This window comes from Devosia sp. 1635, assembly GCF_013185955.1.
In the GTDB taxonomy this organism is placed as follows: Bacteria; Pseudomonadota; Alphaproteobacteria; order Rhizobiales; family Devosiaceae; genus Devosia.
In genome coordinates, this window is the sequence record NZ_JABAOM010000006.1 from 1 (window position 1) to 19,835 (window position 19,835).

16 protein-coding genes and 1 pseudogene are annotated in these 19,835 nt (G+C 64.1%); 4 read left to right on the forward strand and 13 right to left on the reverse strand.

Translation table 11 applies throughout. From position 1 onward, the window contains the following. Positions 1-308: gamma-glutamyltransferase (locus tag HRU92_RS18435; RefSeq protein ID WP_172125830.1), on the forward strand; the 308-nt coding region annotated here is incomplete at its 5' end. A 13-nt stretch (positions 309-321) separates the two neighbouring features. On the opposite strand, the gene HRU92_RS18440 is transcribed toward HRU92_RS18435, so the two are convergent. The 4 genes from HRU92_RS18440 to HRU92_RS18455 form a co-directional block, all read right to left on the reverse strand. Next, the gene (locus tag HRU92_RS18440) at positions 322-612 is read right to left on the reverse strand and encodes a hypothetical protein (RefSeq protein ID WP_172125828.1); all 291 of its coding nucleotides are present in this window, start codon (positions 610-612) and stop codon (positions 322-324) included. A 211-nt stretch (positions 613-823) separates the two neighbouring features. Next, on the reverse strand, positions 824-919 hold the full coding sequence (cydX, locus tag HRU92_RS18445; RefSeq protein WP_127754398.1) for a cytochrome bd-I oxidase subunit CydX: 96 nt from the start codon (positions 917-919) through the stop codon (positions 824-826). 12 nt (positions 920-931) lie between these two features. Continuing rightward, positions 932-2,080 carry a cytochrome d ubiquinol oxidase subunit II gene (gene cydB, locus HRU92_RS18450; RefSeq protein ID WP_172125826.1) on the reverse strand — a complete coding sequence of 383 codons (1,149 nt, stop codon included), beginning with the start codon at positions 2,078-2,080 and terminating at the stop codon, positions 932-934. Next, complete coding sequence (locus HRU92_RS18455) at positions 2,081-3,679, reverse strand: cytochrome ubiquinol oxidase subunit I (protein WP_127754400.1); 1,599 nt, start codon at positions 3,677-3,679, stop codon at positions 2,081-2,083. A gap of 140 nt (positions 3,680-3,819) precedes the next feature. Between HRU92_RS18455 and cydD the strand changes: the two genes are divergently transcribed. From cydD to HRU92_RS18470, 3 genes are read left to right on the forward strand one after another with little or no spacing between them, the layout of a single operon-like run. Next, positions 3,820-5,577 (forward strand): thiol reductant ABC exporter subunit CydD, encoded by a 1,758-nt coding sequence (gene cydD, locus HRU92_RS18460; protein ID WP_172125824.1) that lies wholly within the window; start codon positions 3,820-3,822, stop codon positions 5,575-5,577. Next, positions 5,574-7,265 carry a thiol reductant ABC exporter subunit CydC gene (cydC, locus tag HRU92_RS18465; protein ID WP_173088880.1) on the forward strand — a complete coding sequence of 564 codons (1,692 nt, stop codon included), beginning with the start codon at positions 5,574-5,576 and terminating at the stop codon, positions 7,263-7,265. The genes cydD and cydC overlap by 4 nt, the downstream gene beginning before the upstream one ends. Next, the gene (locus HRU92_RS18470) at positions 7,258-7,722 is read left to right on the forward strand and encodes a hemerythrin domain-containing protein (protein ID WP_172125820.1); all 465 of its coding nucleotides are present in this window, start codon (positions 7,258-7,260) and stop codon (positions 7,720-7,722) included. Before cydC ends, HRU92_RS18470 begins: the two co-directional genes overlap by 8 nt. A gap of 40 nt (positions 7,723-7,762) precedes the next feature. Here the strand turns inward: HRU92_RS18470 and HRU92_RS18475 are convergent, their stop codons facing one another. The 9 genes and pseudogenes from HRU92_RS18475 to HRU92_RS18515 form a co-directional block, all read right to left on the reverse strand. Next, positions 7,763-8,455 carry a response regulator gene (locus tag HRU92_RS18475; protein WP_127754404.1) on the reverse strand — a complete coding sequence of 231 codons (693 nt, stop codon included), beginning with the start codon at positions 8,453-8,455 and terminating at the stop codon, positions 7,763-7,765. After that, complete coding sequence (locus tag HRU92_RS18480) at positions 8,452-11,133, reverse strand: sensor histidine kinase KdpD (RefSeq protein WP_248307253.1); 2,682 nt, start codon at positions 11,131-11,133, stop codon at positions 8,452-8,454. Before HRU92_RS18480 ends, HRU92_RS18475 begins: the two co-directional genes overlap by 4 nt. Positions 11,134-11,140: 7 nt before the next feature. After that, positions 11,141-11,731: a potassium-transporting ATPase subunit KdpC gene (gene kdpC / locus HRU92_RS18485; protein ID WP_172125818.1), complete on the reverse strand. Its 591-nt coding sequence runs from the start codon at positions 11,729-11,731 to the stop codon at positions 11,141-11,143. A 16-nt stretch (positions 11,732-11,747) separates the two neighbouring features. After that, positions 11,748-13,740: pseudogene (kdpB, locus tag HRU92_RS18490) on the reverse strand (potassium-transporting ATPase subunit KdpB). A gap of 80 nt (positions 13,741-13,820) precedes the next feature. Continuing rightward, positions 13,821-15,530 carry a potassium-transporting ATPase subunit KdpA gene (gene kdpA, locus HRU92_RS18495; protein WP_173088881.1) on the reverse strand — a complete coding sequence of 570 codons (1,710 nt, stop codon included), beginning with the start codon at positions 15,528-15,530 and terminating at the stop codon, positions 13,821-13,823. A 304-nt stretch (positions 15,531-15,834) separates the two neighbouring features. After that, positions 15,835-16,011, reverse strand: a complete 177-nt coding sequence (locus HRU92_RS18500; RefSeq protein ID WP_172125812.1) for a hypothetical protein — start codon at positions 16,009-16,011, stop codon at positions 15,835-15,837. After that, positions 16,011-17,024 (reverse strand): GNAT family N-acetyltransferase, encoded by a 1,014-nt coding sequence (locus HRU92_RS18505; RefSeq protein ID WP_173088882.1) that lies wholly within the window; start codon positions 17,022-17,024, stop codon positions 16,011-16,013. The genes HRU92_RS18500 and HRU92_RS18505 overlap by 1 nt, the downstream gene beginning before the upstream one ends. A gap of 55 nt (positions 17,025-17,079) precedes the next feature. Continuing rightward, positions 17,080-17,232, reverse strand: a complete 153-nt coding sequence (locus HRU92_RS18510) for a hypothetical protein (protein ID WP_172125808.1) — start codon at positions 17,230-17,232, stop codon at positions 17,080-17,082. A 195-nt stretch (positions 17,233-17,427) separates the two neighbouring features. Beyond that, positions 17,428-19,641 carry an EAL domain-containing protein gene (locus tag HRU92_RS18515; protein WP_172125806.1) on the reverse strand — a complete coding sequence of 738 codons (2,214 nt, stop codon included), beginning with the start codon at positions 19,639-19,641 and terminating at the stop codon, positions 17,428-17,430. Positions 19,642-19,835 lie beyond the last annotated feature (194 nt).

The window sequence follows — 19,835 nt, forward strand, 5'->3', positions numbered from 1 at the left end:
ATGGGACCCAAGGGGCGGACGGGCAGCCGCAAACGCTCGCCATGCTGCTCACGCGCCTCATTGATTACGGCAGACGGCCAGCCGAAGCGTTGGCGGGGGGGAGGTTCTTGCTGGGACGGACATTTTCGGACAGCCGCGACACGCTTAAACTTGAAGGTCAGTTCCCACCATCAGTTCACCAAGAACTCGCAAGGCGCGGCCACGAAGTGGCGCCGATCCCCGTGTTGAGCCCACTATCAGGACAGGCCGGCGCGATTGCCATCGACATCGATGGCTCGCTCGATGGAGGTCACGATCCCAGGGGGTGAGAGGTTTGGAGAGCTAGAAGATGCCGACGGCCAGTTGTGCCCAGATGGCAAGAAGAGCAATGAGCGCTAAGCTTGTGCCCATTAATCGTGCGCGGACAGTTTGAACCGCTCTGAAAAGAACTTCGATTGCAGCCGAAGCTGCCGCCAATAGGCCCGCTGCTGCAAAGAAATCCTCGGCGCCCCAGTTCACTTCGCCAGACACTTGCGTGGCTACGGCCGGGAGCAAGAGCACCGCGAAGGCAGTGCACGCAAATGCCACCCGCCACTTCCAGGTGACGCCAGTCCGATGGGATAAGCGATCCATTGCGAGCCTCCACGAGCAGGCATCTGACATGGACTTCAGGCAAGCTATGGTAGCAAGCTAAGCGGACCGGTAGCAATCAGGAATCGAAGATGGCCTGGACGACCGAATGAGGGGCATTGAAGCCAGGGGCGGACTGCCCTTCGGTAGGTTCGGCGGGTAGAGGCCACAATGAAAAAGCGGGACATGCAAGCACGTCCCGCCAAGCGCTCTCTCAGAAGCGATCGTCGCGCATCTCGTACCACATGGCATTGAGGATGGCGAAAGAGCAGGCGAGCCCTACCCCGAGGATCCAGGCGAAGTACCACATTGAACTGAACTCCTAGTAAGCGTTGGGATTGCGGCCAAGGCTGGCGGTGGTGACAGGCCCGCGCATGACGCTGAAGACCCAGCTGGTGTAGCCAAGGATGATGGGCAGGAAGATGATCGTCATCACCAGCATCAGGAACAAGGTGAGCTGGCTCGACGAGCTGTCCCAAACCGTAAGGCTCATCGAGGGATCGAGCGAAGACGGGAGCAGGAACGGGAACAGCGACAATCCGGCCGTGCTGATGATGCCGAAAATGGCAAGGCTCGAGCCGATAAAGGCGGCAAGCTTGCGCCGGGCGCCAAGGGCAAGAAACGCCGTGGCCGAGCCAAGAATGGCCAGAACCGGAGCGATCATCATCCAGGGATAGGCGCTGTAATTGGCCGCCCAGGCGCCACGCTCGACCACAACGGTCTTGCCCAGCGGATTGGAGGGGCCGGCCAGGTTCTGGATGCTCGTGACCCGATAGCCATTCAGCAAGAACAGCGCCGCGATCCCGCCGACCACAAAGAGAATGATGGTGGCGAGGGCGGCCCAGCGGCCATAAAGGCGTGCCCGCTCGGCGGTGATGCCTTCGGTGCGCATGGCGATATAGCTCGCCCCCTGGGTGAGGAGCATGCAAAGGCTGACGATCCCCGCTAGGAGGGCAAAGGGCGTCAGTAGGCCAAAGAAGTTGCCGGCATAGCTGATGCGCATATTGGCATCAAAACCGAAGGGAGCGCCGAGAAAGACGTTGCCTACGGCCACGCCAAACACCACCGCCGGCACGAAGCCACCGAGGAAGAGGCCCCAATCCCAGGCCTTTTGCCAGCGCGGATCCTTGACCTTGCCGCGAAACTTGAAGCCCACCGGACGCAGGATCAGCGCCAGCAGAATGGCAATCATCGCGATGTAGAAGCCGGAAAAGCTCACCGCATAAAGGGTGGGCCAGGCGGCAAAGATCGCGCCGCCCCCCAGCACGAGCCAGACCTGGTTGCCTTCCCAGGTCGGGCCGATGAGATTGATGAGGACGCGCCGCTCCTCATCGGTGCGCCCCACCGCGGGCAGCAGGGCACCCACGCCCAGATCCATGCCACCCATGATAGCGAAACCGATCAGCAGGGTGCCAAGCAAACCCCACCAGATGAGGCGCAGCACTTCGTAGTCGAGAGGAATAGCACTCATTTAAGCTGCGATCTCCGCATTGGGGCTGGGTGCAGGCGGCGTGCGCCGACCCGTGAAATCCTCTTCGGGAAGGCCAAGCCCGAGCTTGTCGGAAGGGCCCGCCTTGATCACCCGCACCATAAGCCAGGTCATGATGACGAAAAGGACGGTGTAGACGATCATGAAGAAGGTCAGCGAGATGGCCAGGTCCCACCAGTTGAGGCCCGAGGCCGCGTAGAAGGTGGGCAGCACGCCCTCCACCACCCAAGGCTGGCGGCCATATTCGGCAATGATCCAGCCGGCTTCGATGGCGATCCAGGGCAGCGGGATGGTCAGGACGGCCGCCCACAGCAGGACACGGTTGGTGTGGAGCCGGTGCTGGCTGGCCTTGAGGAACCATAGCGCGAAAAAGACGATGTAGAACATGCCCACAAAGACCATGACGCGGAAGCTCCAGAAGAGCGGCCAGACATCGGGCACGGTATCGAGGGCTGCCTGGGTGATTTCCTCGCCCGTGGCGTTCTGGACGTCGTCGCGATACCGCTTGAGCAGCAGTGCATAGCCGAGGTCGCGCTGGTGTTCTTCGAAAAGGGCACGGGCAGCACTGTCTTCGGGATTGGCCCGGATGCCCTCGAGCCCCTTATAGGCTTCAACGCCACTGGCGATGCGCACCGCCGCATGCTCAACCAGCTCGGTGATGCCAGGCAGGTCGCGATCGAGCGAGCGCGTCGCGATCAGGCCCAGCACCCAGGGCAGCTGGACAGTAAAGGCCGGGCGGTTGTCGGCTCCAGGAATGGCAAAGAGATTGAGCCCGGCAGGGGCCGGTTCGGTCTCATACATGAGCTCCATGGCAGCAATCTTCATCTGCTGGTGCTCGGTGGCGACGTAGCCCGACTCATCGCCCAGCACCACGACCGAGAGGGCCGAGGCCAGACCGAACGAGGCGGCAACCGTCATCGAACGCTTGGCGAGCTCCACATGGCGGCCCTGGAGGAGGAACAAGGCGCTTACGCCCAGAACGAACACCGAGCCGGTGACATAGCCGGCCGAAACCGTATGCACGAACTTGGCCTGCGCCACCGGATTGAAGATCACCTCGACGAAGTTGACCACTTCCATGCGCATGGTGTCGGGATTGAAGAGCGCCCCGACCGGGTTCTGCATCCAGCCATTGGCGATCAGGATCCAGAGCGCGGAGAAGTTCGCGCCCAGGGCCACGAGCCAGGTGACCACCAGATGGGTGACCGGCTTGAGACGATCCCAGCCGAAAAAGAACAGGCCGATAAAGGTTGCTTCGAGGAAGAAGGCCATCAGGCCCTCGATGGCGAGCGGGGCGCCGAACACGTCCCCCACATAATGGCTGTAGTAGCTCCAGTTCATGCCGAACTGAAATTCCATCACGATGCCGGTTGCGACACCCATGGCGAAGTTGATGCCGAACAAGACGCCCCAGAACAATGTCATCTGCCGCCAGATCGGCCGGCGGGTCATGACATAGACGCTCTCCATGATCGCCATGAGGAACGACAGTCCCAGGGTCAGCGGCACGAAGATGAAGTGGTACATCGCTGTCGCCGCGAACTGCAGGCGCGACAGATCGACGACTGTCATATCAATCATGCGAAAAGCCCCTAATCAAACCGGCACCTGCCGGCATGAGCGCCTCGATAGGACCGGCGGGGCCAAAATACCTTGACCTAGATCAAGGCGGCCGGGGGCACGGAGCACCTAGATAAGCCCATCTTTTCGAAGGCCCCGTAATGACCGACACTCCCTTATCCGAACGCGATCGCAGCCGGTGGATCACCCGGCTTTACCGCCAAGCCGGTAGCGCCGCCGTTCTGGCGCTGGCACTGCCGCTGCTGGGCGGCGCGCTGCTGCTGGCGCAAGCCTGGGTGCTGGCCGATGTGATCCATCGCGCGGTGATCGAGGGTGCTGGCCTGACGCAGCTGGTGCCTTCCATCCTCGTTGTCGGCGGGCTGATCGGCGCCCGCGCAGCACTGGCCGTCCTGAGCGAGATCATCTCGGTGCGCGCGAGCGAGGGGCTCAAGGCCAGGCTGCGCCGCGACCTGTTGCACACCGTGCTCGCGCGGGGACCCGTATGGACCGCGCGGCAGTCTTCAGGCGCGCTCAGCACCGCTCTGGTCGAGCAGGTCGAGGCGCTGGACGGATTTTTTGCGCGCTACATGCCGGCCATGGTGCAGGCTGCCGTGCTGCCGCTGGCCTTTGCCATTGTGGCCTTCCCCATCGACTGGGTCGTGGCGTTGCTGTTCCTGTTCACCGCCCCGCTGATCCCGGTCTTCATGGCCCTCGCAGGCTGGGGCGCCGAAAGCGCCGGCAAGGCCCAGGCGCAGGCGCTGAGCCGGCTGACCGGCCGCTTCGCCGACCGGCTGCGGGGCATGGTGACCCTCAAATTGTTCGGGCGCGAAGCGGCTGAGACCGACGATATCTTCAACGCCAGCGAGGAATTGCGGCTGCGCAGCATGCGGGTCATGCGCATCGCCTTTTTGTCCTCGGCGGTGCTCGAATTCTTCGCCGCACTCGGAGTTGCCGGTGTCGCCCTTTATGTCGGGCTGACCTTTCTCGACCTCGTTTCCCTGCGCGGCAGCGAGCTGACATTGCAGGCGGGGCTGTTCTGCCTCCTCATGGCACCCGAAGTTTACCAGCCGCTGCGCCTGATGGCCGCCCATTACCATGACCGGGCATCGGCCAAGGCAGCGGCCGGCGAGATCGCCCGGCAATTGGGCGACCTGCCAGAGCTGACCACGGCGCCGGAAGCCCAGGCCGTGCCTGTGAATGCACCAGCGCAACATCGCAGCATCTCGCTGCACGCGGAAAGCCTCACCATCGCTTCGCCCGATGAGCAAAGGGTCATCACCGAGGCGGCCCTCAAGGTTCCGGCCGGCGCGCATTACGCGATCCTGGGGATGAGCGGCATTGGCAAGTCGACACTGCTGGAAGCCTTTGCCCGCCTGCGCCCATTCGAGGGCACGGTGATGCTCGATGGCATCCCGCTCGCTGCGGTGCCGGAGGGTGAACTGCGCCAGCGTGTGGCCATGCTGGGCCAGCGCCCGCGCATCTTCGCCGGCACGGTTGCCGACAATATCCGGCTGGGGTGCCCGGACGCCGACAATGCAGCCGTGCGGCGGGCGGCCGAACGGGCCAAGGTGACCGCCTTTACCGATGCGCTGCCGCTTGGGCTCGACACCCTCGTGGGCGAAAATGGCCTCGGGCTCTCGGGCGGTGAAGTGCAGCGGCTCGCTCTGGCCCGCATTTATCTGCGCGATCCCGCCCTGATCCTGCTCGATGAGCCTACAGCCCATCTCGATGCGCAAACCGAAAGCCAGGTGCTCGACGGGCTGCTCGACTTTGCCGTGGGGCGCACGCTTCTTGTCGCCACCCACTCCCATGCGGTCGCCGAGCGGATGGACAAGGTCTTCCGCATTGCCGGCGGCAGCATCCTGGCCGCACCCAACCCTGCCCGCACAGCTCTTGTTTCCCGGAAAGGCGCCGCATGAACGCGCTCCTGCACTTCGCGCCGCTGTTCGCGCGGCAACGTCGGCGCCTCCTTGTCGCCCTGCTCCTCTCGCTCGTGACCCTTGCCGCGGGCATCGCGCTGCTGGGCCTGTCCGGCTGGTTCCTGACCGCCGCCGCCATCAGCACCGCCGGGGCAGCCTTCAACCTCTTTGCGCCTTCAGCCGGGGTCCGAGGGCTGTCCTTTATCCGCATCCTGTCGCGCTATGGCGAAAAGCTTGCGGGGCATGACGCGACGCTGCGCCTCCTCAGCGACATCCGTCACTGGCTCTTTGGCAAGCTCTTTCCCATCCTGCCGCTGGGTCGCCGCCATGGCCGGGCTGACCTCGTCAGCCACCTCACCGCCGATGTGGAAGCACTCGATACTGCCTTCCTCGTGACCTTGGGACCGATCACCACGGCCGTGCTGACGGGTCTCGCCATGAGCCTGGGCTTGAGCGCCGTGTCCGGTGCCGCTGGGCTTGTTTATGCCGGGGCGTTCTTCACCGCGGCCGTGCTCGTACCGGTGATGCTGATCCTGGCTTCCCGCCGCAGCGGGGAGGAGGCCGTGCGCGCTTCGGCAGCCCTGCGCCAGGCCGTGCTGGATGGCCTCGACTGCCACCAGGACCTGGTCCTCTTCGGGCAAACCGATCGGGCCAGCAAAGCGGCGTCTGCTGCGGGCGAACGGCTGGCCCGGGCGCGCCGGCGCCTGGGGCTTTATGGCGCACTGGCTTCGGCTACGGTGCAGGTGGCAACAGGCGCCGCCATTATCGGCATGCTCCTGGCGGGCATTCCGGCCATGCAGGCCGGGGTGCTGAACGGTCCCCTGCTTGCCGGTCTCGTGCTGGCGGTGGTCGCCAGCTTTGAAGCCTGTGCGGTGCTGGTGCGCAGCGCCACTCGGCTCGCCTCGGCTGCCGCTGCGGCCGAACGGCTGCGCGATCTAGCCGAGGAAGCGCCCGGCATACGCGAAGCCGCCAAGGCCGTCGCCGTGCCCGCTGGTGGCACGCTGCGCTTCGAGAACGTCACCTTCGGCTATGACGCCGACCGGCCAGTGCTCAAGGATGTCAGCTTCACTATCCCCAGTGGCAGCGTGGCGGCGATTGTGGGGCCCAGCGGCGCCGGCAAGTCGACCATTGCCCAGCTGCTGGCGCGTCTTTGCGATCCGCGGGCAGGTGCGGTGCAGCTCAACGGGATTGACCTGCGCGCCATCCGCGCTGCGGAGTTGCACCGGCGCTTGGCTCTGATGAGCCAGGATGCCCCTGTTTTCCTCGACACCGTGCGCGAGAACCTGTGCATCGGTGCGCCCGAGGCGAGCGACGCCGCTTTGTGGGAGGTGCTGCGCGCCGTCAAGCTCGACGGCCTCGTCGCCGGCCTGTCCGACGGGCTCGACAGCTATCTGGGCGAGGCGGGCCTGAGCCTTTCTGCCGGGCAGGCGCGCCGGCTTTGCCTCGCGCGCACCCTCCTCTCAAGCGCCGATGTGATCGTGCTGGACGAACCGACCAGCGGCCTCGATCGCGAAACCGAAGCTGCCTTCCTCGCCGACCTACCTGAGCTTGCCGGCGGACGCACCGTCATCGTCATCACCCATGCGAGCCTGCCACCCAGCGGCTTTGACACCGTGCTCAGCCTCAAGGCCGGCCGCCTCGTGCCGCTGCGCCGTACCCCATCAATCGCGGAGAACGCCCATGCCTGACCATAACCGCGCCGCAGGATTTTCCACCCAGCATCGGCGGCTTCTCGCCATGTGCGACGAACTCGAGACGGTGGCCGACAGCCTGCCCAACAATGTCGACCGGCACAAATGCCTGGCCCTCGCCCGGGCGCTTGGCCCCCTTCTGGCTGAGGCCCAGGAACTCGAGGAAGGCGAAATCTTTCCCGCGCTTCTTACCCTCAAGCCGCTGCAGGCAGAACTCGGTGGAACGCTCAAGCAGCTGCGCTTTGAACACCAGCTCGACCTGTTCTACGCCGAGGAAGTGCAGGAGATGCTGCATTCCTATGGGGAAGGACGGCGCAGCGTCTCGCCTGAAGCCGCAGGCTTCATGCTGCGCGGGTTCTTCGAGGGCCTGCGCCGCCACATCGCCTTTGAAGAGCATCTGCTAGTGCCCCTGATGCAACTGGTGGAGAAACAGCCGCGGGCGGCGCCCATCTAGACCTTGCCCGCTGCCACCGTTTGGCGCCAGACGGCGCCGCTCAATCCAGCAGCAGGCGGTAGCCGATACCGGGTTCGGTGATCAGATGCGCGGGCTGGCTCGGGTCCCGTTCCAATTTTTGCCTGAGTTGGCCGATCGCCACGCGCAGATATTGCGTGTCCTCGACATGGGCAGCGCCCCAAACTGCACTCAGCAGTTCCTTGTGGGTCAACACCTTGCGCTGCCCCGCGATAAGGCGGGTCAGCAAGGCATATTCCTTGGGCGGCAGACGGATCGGCTCGCCGGCGCGGGTCACATAGCGCAGATCGAGGTCCACCACGATGTCGCCAAAGGACACCTTGGCCTGCGAAGGCTGCACCGCTCCTCGCTGCCGGAGTGCGACGCCAATACGCGCCAGGAGTTCACCAATGCCGAAAGGCTTTTCCACATAGTCATTGGCACCCTTTTCAAGGGCCTCGATCTTTTCGCCTTCCTTGTCGCGCGCGGAAAGGATGATCACCGGGCCATCGTAGAAGGTGCGGGCTTTCACCAGCACATCCTTGCCGTCCATGTCGGGCAGGCCAAGGTCGAGGATCACTACATCGGGGCTGCGCAGCACGATTTCGCGCAAGCCCTGCGCGCCGTTATCTGCCCGCAGATGCGCATAGCCTGCCGCCTCAAGTGCCGGACCCAAAAAGCGATGCATCTGCGGCTCGTCATCGATCACGAGGACGCGTTTGCGGATTTCGGTCATGGCTTGATCCAGTGATCCTGCGGCGATTTGTTGAGGCCGATCAGCATGCGGGTGCCCTTATCGCCATGGATGGGGCTGGCGGCCTGAATGGTGCCGCCCATGGCTTCGATAAAGCCCTTGGTGATGGAAAGGCCAAGGCCAACGCCCTTGCCGCGGTCGGTAGGCTCTTCAAGGCGCCGGAACTTGTCAAACACCCGCTCCAGCTCGGCGGTGGGAATGCCGCGGCCCTCATCCTCGATGCTGATCACGATCTTGGAGCGGTCCTCATAGGCGGCGATGCTGATTTCGGTGTTGTCGGGCGAATAGGCAATGGCGTTTTCGAGGATATTGACCACGGCTTGTTCCAGCAAACCGGGATCGACGATGACCATGGGCAGTGCCGTGGGGAAATCATAGGAAATGGAATGCTCGCCCAAGCGCCGGCTGAGGCGGGCGGCGGCCGCCCGCAGAATGGCTTCAACATCGCAGGCTTCGAGGCGGAGCGTCACGCCATTGCCCTCGAGCCGGGTCATGTCGAGGAGGTTGCGGATATAATGATTGAGGCGCTCGGCCTCCTCGCGGATGGAGTGGAGCAGGTCGAGCTTGACCGGGGCTTCGAGCTTGTCGCCCAGCTCGATCAGCGTCGAGGACGCGCCCAGGACTGTCGACAGCGGCGTGCGCAAATCGTGGCTGACGGAGTTGAGGAGCGCGGTGCGGAAGCGGTCGGAGCGGCGCAGGGTTTCGGCTTCCACCGATTGGAGCACTAGATCGGCGCGTTCCAGCGCCACGCCGCCGCCATCGGCCAGCGCAGTCAGGAGTTTTTCGCGGTCTGAGCCTGGCAGCGGCGCCTGGGCCTCCACGCCCAGAACGCCGGTGCGGCTGGCGACGCCCTGGAGGGGCCGGAAGGTCCAGCTGGTTTGCGGCAGCGTGCCGGTGCCCTGCCCTGCCAGCTCGCCCCGTTCCCAGGACCAACGGGCGGCCGCCATGGCACCGGCGCCGAGCTGGGCCAGATCGGGCGCGCCGGCCACCAGTTCCAGATCATCGCCCCGGGGCAAGAGCACCACCGATTTGGCCCCGGTCACTGCCGTGGTCTGCTCCACCAAGGCCTTGGCCGCGTCGAGGCGGGTGGGCGCGCGCGAAAAGGCGCGGCTGGCGACAAGGAGCGAGGCGACATCGCCGGCCCGGCGCTGGGCATCTCGGGTGCGATCGCGTGAGCGGCCGGCGAGAATGCCGGTGGCCAGGGCCACGGCGAGGAACACCAGCAGGGTCAGAAGGTCCGTGGGCGAGCCGATGGCAAAGCTGTAGCGGGGGCTGAGGAAGAGGAGGTTATAAAGCAAGAAGGCGAAAACGGCGGCCACAAGGCCCGGCCACAAGCCATGAAGAATCGCGGCGGCGAGAATGGCGGCCAGATAGATCATACCCAGATCGGCGCGTTCGAAGCGCTGATCCAGCAGGTGGGCAATGCCGGTGGCCGCGGCCACATAAACCATGCCCACAAGGTGGGAGGGCCAGCTATGGCGCAGGCCGCGCAGCCACCACCAGCGCCGCTGTGCCGGAGCACTTTCCCCCGGCTCGGTGACCACATGGATGGAAACGCCCCGGGCGGCGCGCAGCAATTCGGCGGCCAAGGACAGGCCCAACAGTTCGCGCAGGCGGCTATCGGGGCCCTTGCCGATCACGATTTGGGTGACGTTGTTCTGGCCGGCATATTGCAGGGCTGTAGCAACCAGATTGTCGCCATTGAGCACGACGGTGGTGGCGCCCAGCTGTTCGGCGAGCTTGAGCGCATCGGTCAGGCGCGAGGTGGTGCCGGCATCGCCGTCTTCGTGGCGGCCGCGCGAGATATGGGCGACGATCCAGGGGGCGTCCTTCATGGTGTCCGAGAGGCGCCGGCCCTGCCGGACCAGGCCGCCCGCCATGGCATCATCGGCGACCAGCACCAGAATGCGATCGCCAGCGGCCCAAGGCCCTTCGAGCCCCTTGACGCGCATGGCGGCATTGAGTTGGTCATCCACGGTTTGCGCGGCGCGGCGCAGCGCCAGTTCACGCAAGGCGGTGAGGTTTTCGGGCTTGAAGAAATTGTCGGCGGCGAGGCGCGCGGTTTCGGGCACATAAACCTTGCCGGCGGCCATGCGCTCGCGCAGCTCGGCCGGGGTGATGTCGACCACTTCGATATCGTCGGCGCGCGAGAGGGCACTGTCGGGCACAGTTTCGCGCTGGCGCACGCCCGTGATCTTGAGCACCACATCCACCAGGCTTTCGAGGTGCTGGACATTGAGCGTCGTCCAAACATCGATGCCAGCGCAAAGCAGTTCTTCCACATCCTGCCAGCGCTTGGGATGGCGCGAGCCCGAGGCATTGGTGTGGGCATATTCATCAACGATCAGCAGTTCGGGCCGGCGAGCCAGCGAAGCGTCGATGTCAAATTCGAGGAGCGTGCGGCCGCGATGGTCGATGGGTTGGCGCGGCAGAACTTCGAGCCCGCGCAAGAGGCTCTCGGTTTCTTTGCGGCCATGGGTTTCCACGAGGCCCACCACCACGTCGAGGCCCTCCGCCTTGCGGCGGCGGGCCTGGCGCAGCATTTCATAAGTCTTGCCGACGCCCGGGGCCATGCCCAGGAACACTTTGAGCTTGCCGCGATGCGCGTTTTGCGCGGCGATGAGCAAAGCTTCGGGATCCGGGCGTCGGTAGTCTTGCAAGGCGAGTTTACTCCGTGGGCGCCGGCAGGGGATAGGCGCTGTCGAGGGCCAGATTGGTCAGCAACACATTGACCCTGGGCTGGCCGATAAAGCCAAGCAAGGGGGTTTCGGTGTTCTGGGCAATAACCATGCGCACCGCTTGGGCGTCGATGCCGCGGGCTGCGGCAATGCGGTCGGCCTGCAGGTCGGCAAATTCGGGCGAAATCTCAGGGTCGAGACCCGAGCCCGAAGTGGTGACCGCATCGGGCGGTACGGGGGCACCGGCGGGGGCATAGTCCCGCACCGCCGCCGCATCGCTCGCCACCCGCTCAAGGAGAGCGGGATTGAGCGGCCCCAGATTGGAGCCCGAGGAGCCGGCGGCATTATAGCCGTTGCCGGCCGCCGATGGGCGGGGCCACAGATAATGGGGCGCGGTGGTGACTTGCCCGATCAGGCTCGAGCCGATCACGACGCCCTCATTGTTGCGCAGCAGCGAGCCCTCGGCCTGGGCGGGGAACAGCGCGCTACCGGCGGCGGTCACCACCGCGGGGTAAGCGCCGCCCAGCAGCAGCGAAAACAGCAGCATGGAGACAAGGGCGGGTCTGGCTTGGTTCAGCATTTTCCTGGTTCCTTTCCTAGGCCAGACCGACAGCGGTGAGCACCAGATCGATCAGCTTGATGCCGATAAAGGGCGCCACCAGCCCGCCAAGGCCATAGATCAAGAGATTGCGCGACAAGAGCGCTCCGGCGCCCACGGCACGGTATTTGACGCCACGCAGGGCCAGCGGGATCAGCGCCACGATCACCAGCGCGTTGAAGATCACGGCCGAGAGAATGGCGCTTTCGGGGCTTTGCAGCGCCATGACGTTGAGGGCCTGCAGCTGGGGCAGCACGCCGACAAACAGGGCCGGGATGATGGCGAAATACTTGGCTACGTCGTTGGCGATGGAGAAGGTGGTCAGCGCACCGCGGGTGATCAGCATCTGCTTGCCCACTTCCACGATCTCGATGACCTTGGTGGGATCGCTGTCGAGATCCACCATATTGCCCGCTTCACGGGCCGCCTGGGCGCCGGTCTGCATGGCCACGCCCACATCAGCCTGCGCGAGGGCTGGAGCGTCATTGGCGCCGTCGCCGCACATGGCAACGAGCCGGCCCTTGCCCTGTTCTTCGCGGATCAAGCGCAGCTTGTCCTCAGGGGTGGCTTCGGCCAGGAAGTCGTCAACGCCCGCTTCCGCGGCAATGGCGGCGGCGGTGACCGGGTTGTCGCCGGTGATCATCACCGTGCGTAGGCCCATTTTGCGCAGATCGGCAAAGCGGGCGGCCACGCCGGGTTTGACCACGTCCTTGAGGTGGATGACGCCCAGGAGGTTGCTGCCTTCGGCGACCCCGAGCGGGGTGCCGCCGGAGCGGGCAATGCGTTCCACCGCCTGGCGGAAGGCGGCCGGGGTGTCGGCCGCGCTTTTGCCGGTGAAGCGCAAAATGGCGTCCACCGAGCCCTTACGCCAGCTTTTGCCGCCGGCATCGAGGCCCGAAAGGCGGGTGGTAGCCGAGAACGGTATCACATTGGCGCCGGCCGGCACGTCGGTGACGACGCCCTTGTTGCGCCCGAGTTCCACAATGGAGCGGCCCTCGGGTGTTTCATCGCCGAGCGAGGCCATCACCGCGGCCTGGAAAGCCAGGTCGTCGCGAATGCCAGGCGAGGCGATCACTTCGGTGGCCATGCGGTTGCCAAAGGTGATGGTGCCGGTCTTGTCGAGCAGGAGCGTGTCGACATCGCCCGCCGCTTCCACCGCGGCCGGACGTGGCCAGCACATTGACTTTGAGCAGCCGGTCCATGCCGGCAATGCCCACGGCCGAGAGGAGCCCGCCGATAGTGGTGGGGATCAGGCAGACAAAAAGGGCGCCCAGCACCACGGGATCAAGCGCGAGGCCGGAATAGGCGGCAAAGCCCAGGAGGGTCACGACGGCGATCAGGAAGATCAGGGTGAGGCCGGCAAGAAGCACGGCCAGCGCGATCTCGTTGGGGGTCTTGCGGCGATCAGCGCCTTCCACCATGGCGATCATGCGATCAAGGAAAGTGGAGCCGGGCTGGGCGGTGACGCGCACCTTGATCCAGTCCGAAACAACCGTTGTGCCGCCAGTGACGGCCGAGCGGTCGCCGCCCGACTCGCGGATCACCGGAGCCGATTCACCGGTGATAGCCGCTTCGTTGACCGAAGCGATGCCCTCGATGATTTCGCCGTCCACGGGGATAACGTCACCGGCCTCAACGAGGATGATCTGCCCCAGGCCCAGTTCATGGGCCGGCGTGGGGACGATCAGGCCCTGCTTTTCGTCAACGATCAGCTTGGCCTTGGTGGTGGTGCGGGTGGCGCGCAGGCTATCGGCCGCCGCCTTGCCGCGCCCTTCGGCGACGCTTTCGGCGAAGTTGGCAAATAGCACCGTGGCCCAGAGCCAAAGCGCGATGGCGGTGGCAAAGCCGCCATTGCCGCCCGAGGTAAAGGCCACCACCGCCGAAATGCTGGCCAGCACCGCCACCAGTTCGGTGGCGAGAATAACCGGATTGCCGAAGAGCTTGCGGGGGTCGAGCTTGCTGAAGCTCTCACCCACCGCCCGGCCGAGCATGGCCGGCGAAAAGCTGCTGGCCAGGCGCCTCGGGGTCGACGCCTCGGTGTTGAAATCCACTGATGTCATGATGAGAAACCTTAATTGGCCCCAATCGTCTCAAGCACCTGGAGGTGCTCGACGATCGGGCCGAGGGCGAGTGCAGGGAAATACTGCAGGGCACCCAGAATGATGATGATGCCGATCAGCAGGCCGATAAACAGCGTGCCGCTGGTGGGCAGCGTGCCGGCGCTGGGGGCCAGCTTGGGCTTGGCCGCAATGCTGCCGGCGATGGCAAGCACCGCCACGATGGGAATAAAGCGCCCCATCAGCATGGCCAGGCCCAGCGTGGTGTTCCACCAGGGCACATTGGCCGAGATGCCGCCAAAGGCCGAGCCGTTATTGGCCGTGGCCGAGGTATAGGCATAAAGCAGCTCGCTCAGGCCATGCGCACCGGGGTTGAAGAGGCTCGACAAGCCGCCGGGCCACACCACGGTGAGCGCCGCCCAACCCAGGGTCGAGAGTGGCACGATCAGGAGCGCCACCATGGCGAACTGGATTTCGCGCGCCTCGATCTTCTTGCCCAGATATTCGGGCGTGCGCCCGACCATGAGGCCAGCCACGAACACCGAGAGCACGGCCATGACGACCATGATGGCAATGCCCGAGCCGATGCCGCCGGGCAGGATTTCACCCAGCATCATCAAGAGCATGGCCATACCGCCGCCCAGGGGCGAGAAGCTGTCATGCATGCCGTTGACCGAGCCGTTGGAGGCGCCGGTGGTTTGGGCCGCCCAGGCGGCCGTGCTGGCGATGCCGAAGCGGGTTTCCTTGCCCTCGAGGTTGAGGGGGTTCTCGATCCCGGTGGCAACAAGGGCGGGAGCGGGTTGGGCTTCGCTGTGGTAGATCACTGCGGCGCCGGCCGCCAGGATGATGATGGCGGCCGTGGCGAGGGCGCGAATATCCTTGCGGGCAATGGCCGTGCGGCCAAAGGCAAAGAATGCGGCCCAGCCCAGTACGTTGATGGCTACAGCGGTCAGGAGATTGGTGAGCGGGCTGGGGTTCTCGAAGGGATGGGCTGAGTTGGCGTTGAAAATGCCGCCGCCATTGATGCCCAATTGCTTGATGGCGAGTTGGCTAGCGGTGGGCGCCACCGAAATGGTTTGGCTCGCGCCTTCAAGCGTCGTCGCCGAAACACCGGCCGCGAGATTTTGCACCACACCGATGCCAACGAGGCCCACGGCAAAGACCAGCGACAGGGGCAGCAGCACATAAAGCGTGGTGCGCACCAGATCGGCCCAGAAATTGCCGATGCCGGCTTCCTTATTGCCCGCGAAAGCGCGAGCGAGCGCGGCAGCGATGGCAGCACCGGTGCCGGCAGAAACGAAGTTCTGCGTGGTCAGGCCCACCATCTGGGTGAAGTGGCTCATCGTGGTTTCGCCGGCATAGCTTTGCCAATTGGTGTTGGACACAAAGCTGACCGCCGTGTTGAAGGCGAGATCCGGAGTCACCCCGGCAAAGCCCTGCGGATTGAACGGCAGCACGCCCTGCAGGCGCAGCATCGTATAAAGCAGCAGAAAGCCGACGAGGTTGAAAGCGAGCAGCGAAGCGCCATAGCCCAGCCAGCCCTGCGAGCGGTTGGGGTCGATGCCGCAAGCGGCGTAAAAGCCGCGCTCGATGGGCTTGAGCACGGGGTCGAGCCAGGTGCTTTCCCGGTTCCAGACGCGCGACATGAAAATACCCAATGGCCAGCCCAATGCGAGGGCGAGACCAAGGGTCAGGGCGATTTCCGCCCATCCTTGCCAGTTCATTTTGGTGAGTTTCCGCTAAAGTTTGTCAGGCCGGAACAGGGCGATAACCATGTAAACGGCAATGGCGAGGGCGCCGGCGCCCCAGAGCAAGAACAGCATGGCGCTACACGCGAGCCAGCAGCCGGGCCAGGGCATAAGTCAGGGCAAAAAACCCCAGGCCAAGGGCCAGAAAGAAGATGTCGAACATATCGAGCCTCCGGAAAGAGAGGCCCGGACATTCCTCCCGCGGAGCGTAAAGTTTCCATACGAAAAGCAGTCATGCCGCATAAGGCCGCCATAAAGAAAAGAGGCGCCGGGAGGCGCCTCAAAACAATAGGGTGGCAAGGACCACAAGGCCGCTGCAGAACGGCAGTCCCACCGCGCTTACCAGCAGCAGCACGTCCCGTTCGGCCTCCCGGTCGCGCTCTCGCCGCGACCGTCGCACCGGGGCGGCGCCATGAACCACCCGCGCCCGCGCCTGGCAAAACAGCATCCAGGCCATCACGCCACCCTGGAAAGGATCAGGGCGTCATCGGGTTCGCAATCCTGCAGCGCCAGGCGCATTTCAGCGGCCGTGACCACATTGCGCCGATTGGCGAGGCTGTCCCCGGTCACGTCATGGAGGCGGAACAGAAAGCCGTCGAAACCGGTCACCAGATACCAGCGCGGCTCGGTTTCCGCCGCCAGGCGCGGCAGATGAAGGCGCATGATGCAGATCTGGCGGCGTGCGAGATAGCCCAGGATCATTTCGGGCGTGCCGGGCATGGGCTCCTCGATGAGCCGATCGGCGAGATCGGGCGCCGGCAAGGCGCCCGTGGCTTGAAACCCAATGCGGACCACATAACGGCGCCGCGCCGCGGCAAGCGCCATGGCATGCGCCACGGGCAAGTCAGCGCCTTCCGAGTTCAGTTCCTGGGCCACGACCTGGCGGGCGCGCGGCGTCAGCAGCATGGCAGGCTCCAATGCGCCCATGGCCACCAGCAGGCACTGGGCGGCCGACTCTTCGGGGGCAACCGGATCGTGCCAGGGCACGGCAATGTCACTATAAGAGCGGGACTGATGACCGTTCCAGAGCCCGAAGGCCCATTCGCCCGAGCCCAGATCGAAAAAGCCGTGCTCGGCATAAAGGCGCGCCAAGCCATCGGCGCGCTCGGGCACAGCGGCATAAAGCACGGCGCCGCCTTCGGAGCGGGCACGGCCCACGAGGGTTTCGAGCAGGAGGTGCCCAATGCCACGGCAGCGTACATCGGGGCTCACCAGCAGGAATGGGAGGGAGGCCTCTGCAGCGCTATAGCCGTGCGCCAAGATGCCAACGCCAACCACGAGGTGGCATTCGGTGGCCACCAGCACATAGGCACCCTCCCCTTGCAGCAGTTCGGGCCAATCGAGGGCGGTGTGCTTGCCTTCGCCACAGGCTCGCTCGCTCAGGGCCCGCAATTGCGGCAGGTCCGCTTCCCCCGCTCGGCGCAAGCGGGCAAAGGTGGAAAAATGAGCGAAAAACGCATGAGCCGACATGGTGTGTCGTTCTCCTTGAAACAAAATGGGGGCTGGTGGTGGGGTGCGCGGCCGATCAGGTCAGCAGGACGAGGGCCCCGACCACTGCAATCGCGTAAAGCAGGGCCACCACGACCAGGGTGATCCGCGCGCGCCGCCCAAGCGCCGCACCCTCGCATTGCGCGGCACCGCCGAAATGGCGATGCAGATACCAGTTGTACCGGTACATCTCGAAACTCCACGAACGAACCGGCGCGAAGATGCTCCCGGGGCGCGTAAAGTTTCGATGTGAATTGGGGGTTAGGTACGTAAAGCCGAGCTAAAGATGCGGTGCCCACACGGTCCACAGCACAGCGCTACGGTCTGCTGAAGGTGCACTCTCTGCCCTTAGGGGGCGGACCGTGCTTGTGCCCGGCCCCGCGCGTCATCGCAGATTCTGCAGCAAGTTCCCTTGCTTGCTTGATGCGACTATCTCAATCAGCCGATCGCCTGGGATGGGCCGCGACAGCAAATAGCCCTGGAAGCTGGCGCAGCCCAAGTTCCTCAGCCGTTGCAGCTGCAAGTCGTCTTCTACACCTTCAGCAGTCACGCTCACGCCCAAGGCATGCGCCATTTCTATGATGGAACGGACAATCGTGCTCGTGGCCGTATCCCGCAGGAGGTCACGGGTAATCGATTGATCGATCTTGAGCTTGTCGACGCTGTGGTGCCGCAAATGGCTGATGGAGGAATATCCGGTGCCGAAATCATCGAGTGCAATTCTGATCCCGGCTGTTCTCAGCTTTGCCAGCGTATCGCGCACCATTGGCGAATTTTTCAGCAGGATACCTTCGGTAATCTCCAGTTCAAGCCTGTCAGGCGGCAGATGCTGGCTGGAAAGAACGTCGAGGATGCGATCGGCGAGGCTGGGATCATCAAACTGGAGGGGGGACACGTTAACCGCGATCCAGGGCAGCTCGGCCCTGGCTGCAAAGCCGCAGGCTTGTGCCAAAACCCAGAGGCCAAGCTCGTGAATGACACCCCGCTCTTCGGCATCGCCTATGAAGCTGTCGGGCGACAGCGGGCCGCGCACCGGATGGTTCCAGCGCACCAAGGCCTCGGCCCCGACGATCTCCCCGCCCAGTGCGCCGTAAATGGGCTGATAAAGCAAATGGAGCTCGGTTCCTCCGAGGAGGGCATTGCGTAAGTCGACTTCCAAGATCCGCTTCTCCCGCCGCAACTGGTCCATCGAGAGATCGTAGATCCTGAAGCAGTTCCGGCCGGCAGCCTTGGCGGCATAAAGCGCCACATCGGCACACCGCATCATTTCAGCGGTGGATACCGCGTCCCCAGCTTCAAGGGCGACACCGAGGCTGGCCGTGACATTGACCGCCTCGCCGCCAAGCACAAAGGGATCGTGGAAGCTGTCCAGCATCGATTGACACAAGAAACGCGCATGTCCGTCGCTGACAACGCCAGGCTGCACGAGCGCGAATTCGTCGCCCCCCAGACGGGTCAGCGTCGCTCCTTCAGGGAGGGTGGCAGACAAGCGGCGCGCAACCTGCTTGATAAGCTGGTCACCGGCTGCATGGCCGAGCGTGTCGTTGATCTCCTTGAATTTGTCGAGGTCGATGCAAACCAGCGCGACTTTGGCCTTGGCCAGATACTCATACTGCAGTGCCTCCTGCAGCCGAACTTCAAAGAGGGCCCGGTTGGCAATGCCGGTCAAGGGATCGTGGAAGGCCAGGAACTCGATCTGGGCTTGGCTTTGCTCCAGTTGTAGCGTGGTTCGCCGCAGCCACACCAGCAAGCCGCCCATCCCGGCGGAGCCCAACAGCAACAAGCCCAGCGCGGCAGGGGCGCTATCCTTCAACAATGCCAGTGCCGGTTTTATTGGTGTCCAAACAACAAAGCCAACTATGCGGCCAGCATTGCTGAGCAGCGGTAGTGTACCGCTACCCTTACCGGGTCCCCCGATCCGAAGGTCAGTCAAACCCGCTTGCCGACCGAGCTGGTCGAGAAATCCCGAGCCTAGCAAGACAACTGAAACATGCAGGAATTCACTGCCTGGAGTCTGGGTTACGGCGCGACTTGTTGGAACAACGGGCCTGATGCTCACAAACGCCAGTTGCCCGTCGGTTAGGCGGGCGGTTTCAGACAGTCCCAAGCCAGTAATCGCGGCAGTTGAGTCGCTCATGGCTGCTGAAACGGCGGCCATCTCCTGACGAAGCAACTGCGTTAGTGCTTCGACGGTTGGCAAGTCACGGGGGTCGACCTCGGGTTCCGCCGTCACGCCCTCGTTGGCGGCTCGCACCACGCGGTTATCCGGCGCAATGACGTAGACGCGATCGTGCTTGAAGAAGGTCCCCATCCACTCGACCAGATTCTGGGCGATCCAGGTCTGGTTCGCCGCCCGTAGGTTGACGACGGCATCGTCTCCGGCAGCGGAGCTGTCCTGCTCCATAGCGATGCGCTCTTTGCGAGCAGCAATTCCGGCGGCAATATAATGCTGTTCTTCCACCAGTTCCCTGGTGTCTATTCTATGAACTGCCCACCACGCGGCCACGGCAAAGGCAAGCACAAGCGCCAAAGCTAAACAGAGCGAAACCGTCGCCACTGGCCTTATGCTGTGCTCTTTGCCGTGTTGAAGTCTATTCATGACGCGGATGCCGATTTACGCACACGTTAGTCGGCCAACCTGGCAGCCGCTTTCGTAAGGATCTCTGCCGCACATCAAACTATCAAAGTAGTTACGGTCACATTACTTTCGCCCTCTTAAACGCTCTGCTGGAGAAATCTGAATTCTCCATGGATCATTTCAGGCCTTGTGCGCTCAGTAGCGAGCCCCAATTC

Bases quoted from the DNA above. Each gene is read 5' to 3' on its own strand.
- HRU92_RS18470 (WP_172125820.1), top strand. From the start codon at position 7,258: ATGCCTGACCATAACCGCGCCGCAGGATTTTCCACCCAGCATCGGCGG.
- HRU92_RS18500 (WP_172125812.1), bottom strand. From the start codon at position 16,011: ATGGCCTGGATGCTGTTTTGCCAGGCGCGGGCGCGGGTGGTTCATGGC.
- cydC (WP_173088880.1), top strand. From the start codon at position 5,574: ATGAACGCGCTCCTGCACTTCGCGCCGCTGTTCGCGCGGCAACGTCGG.
- kdpA (WP_173088881.1), bottom strand. From the start codon at position 15,530: ATGAACTGGCAAGGATGGGCGGAAATCGCCCTGACCCTTGGTCTCGCC.
- HRU92_RS18510 (WP_172125808.1), bottom strand. From the start codon at position 17,232: ATGTACCGGTACAACTGGTATCTGCATCGCCATTTCGGCGGTGCCGCG.
- HRU92_RS18505 (WP_173088882.1), bottom strand. From the start codon at position 17,024: ATGTCGGCTCATGCGTTTTTCGCTCATTTTTCCACCTTTGCCCGCTTG.
- cydX (WP_127754398.1), bottom strand. From the start codon at position 919: ATGTGGTACTTCGCCTGGATCCTCGGGGTAGGGCTCGCCTGCTCTTTC.
- HRU92_RS18440 (WP_172125828.1), bottom strand. From the start codon at position 612: ATGGATCGCTTATCCCATCGGACTGGCGTCACCTGGAAGTGGCGGGTG.
- cydD (WP_172125824.1), top strand. From the start codon at position 3,820: ATGACCGACACTCCCTTATCCGAACGCGATCGCAGCCGGTGGATCACC.
- cydB (WP_172125826.1), bottom strand. From the start codon at position 2,080: ATGAGTGCTATTCCTCTCGACTACGAAGTGCTGCGCCTCATCTGGTGG.
- HRU92_RS18515 (WP_172125806.1), bottom strand. From the start codon at position 19,641: ATGAATAGACTTCAACACGGCAAAGAGCACAGCATAAGGCCAGTGGCG.
- HRU92_RS18475 (WP_127754404.1), bottom strand. From the start codon at position 8,455: ATGACCGAAATCCGCAAACGCGTCCTCGTGATCGATGACGAGCCGCAG.
- kdpC (WP_172125818.1), bottom strand. From the start codon at position 11,731: ATGCTGAACCAAGCCAGACCCGCCCTTGTCTCCATGCTGCTGTTTTCG.
- HRU92_RS18455 (WP_127754400.1), bottom strand. From the start codon at position 3,679: ATGATTGATATGACAGTCGTCGATCTGTCGCGCCTGCAGTTCGCGGCG.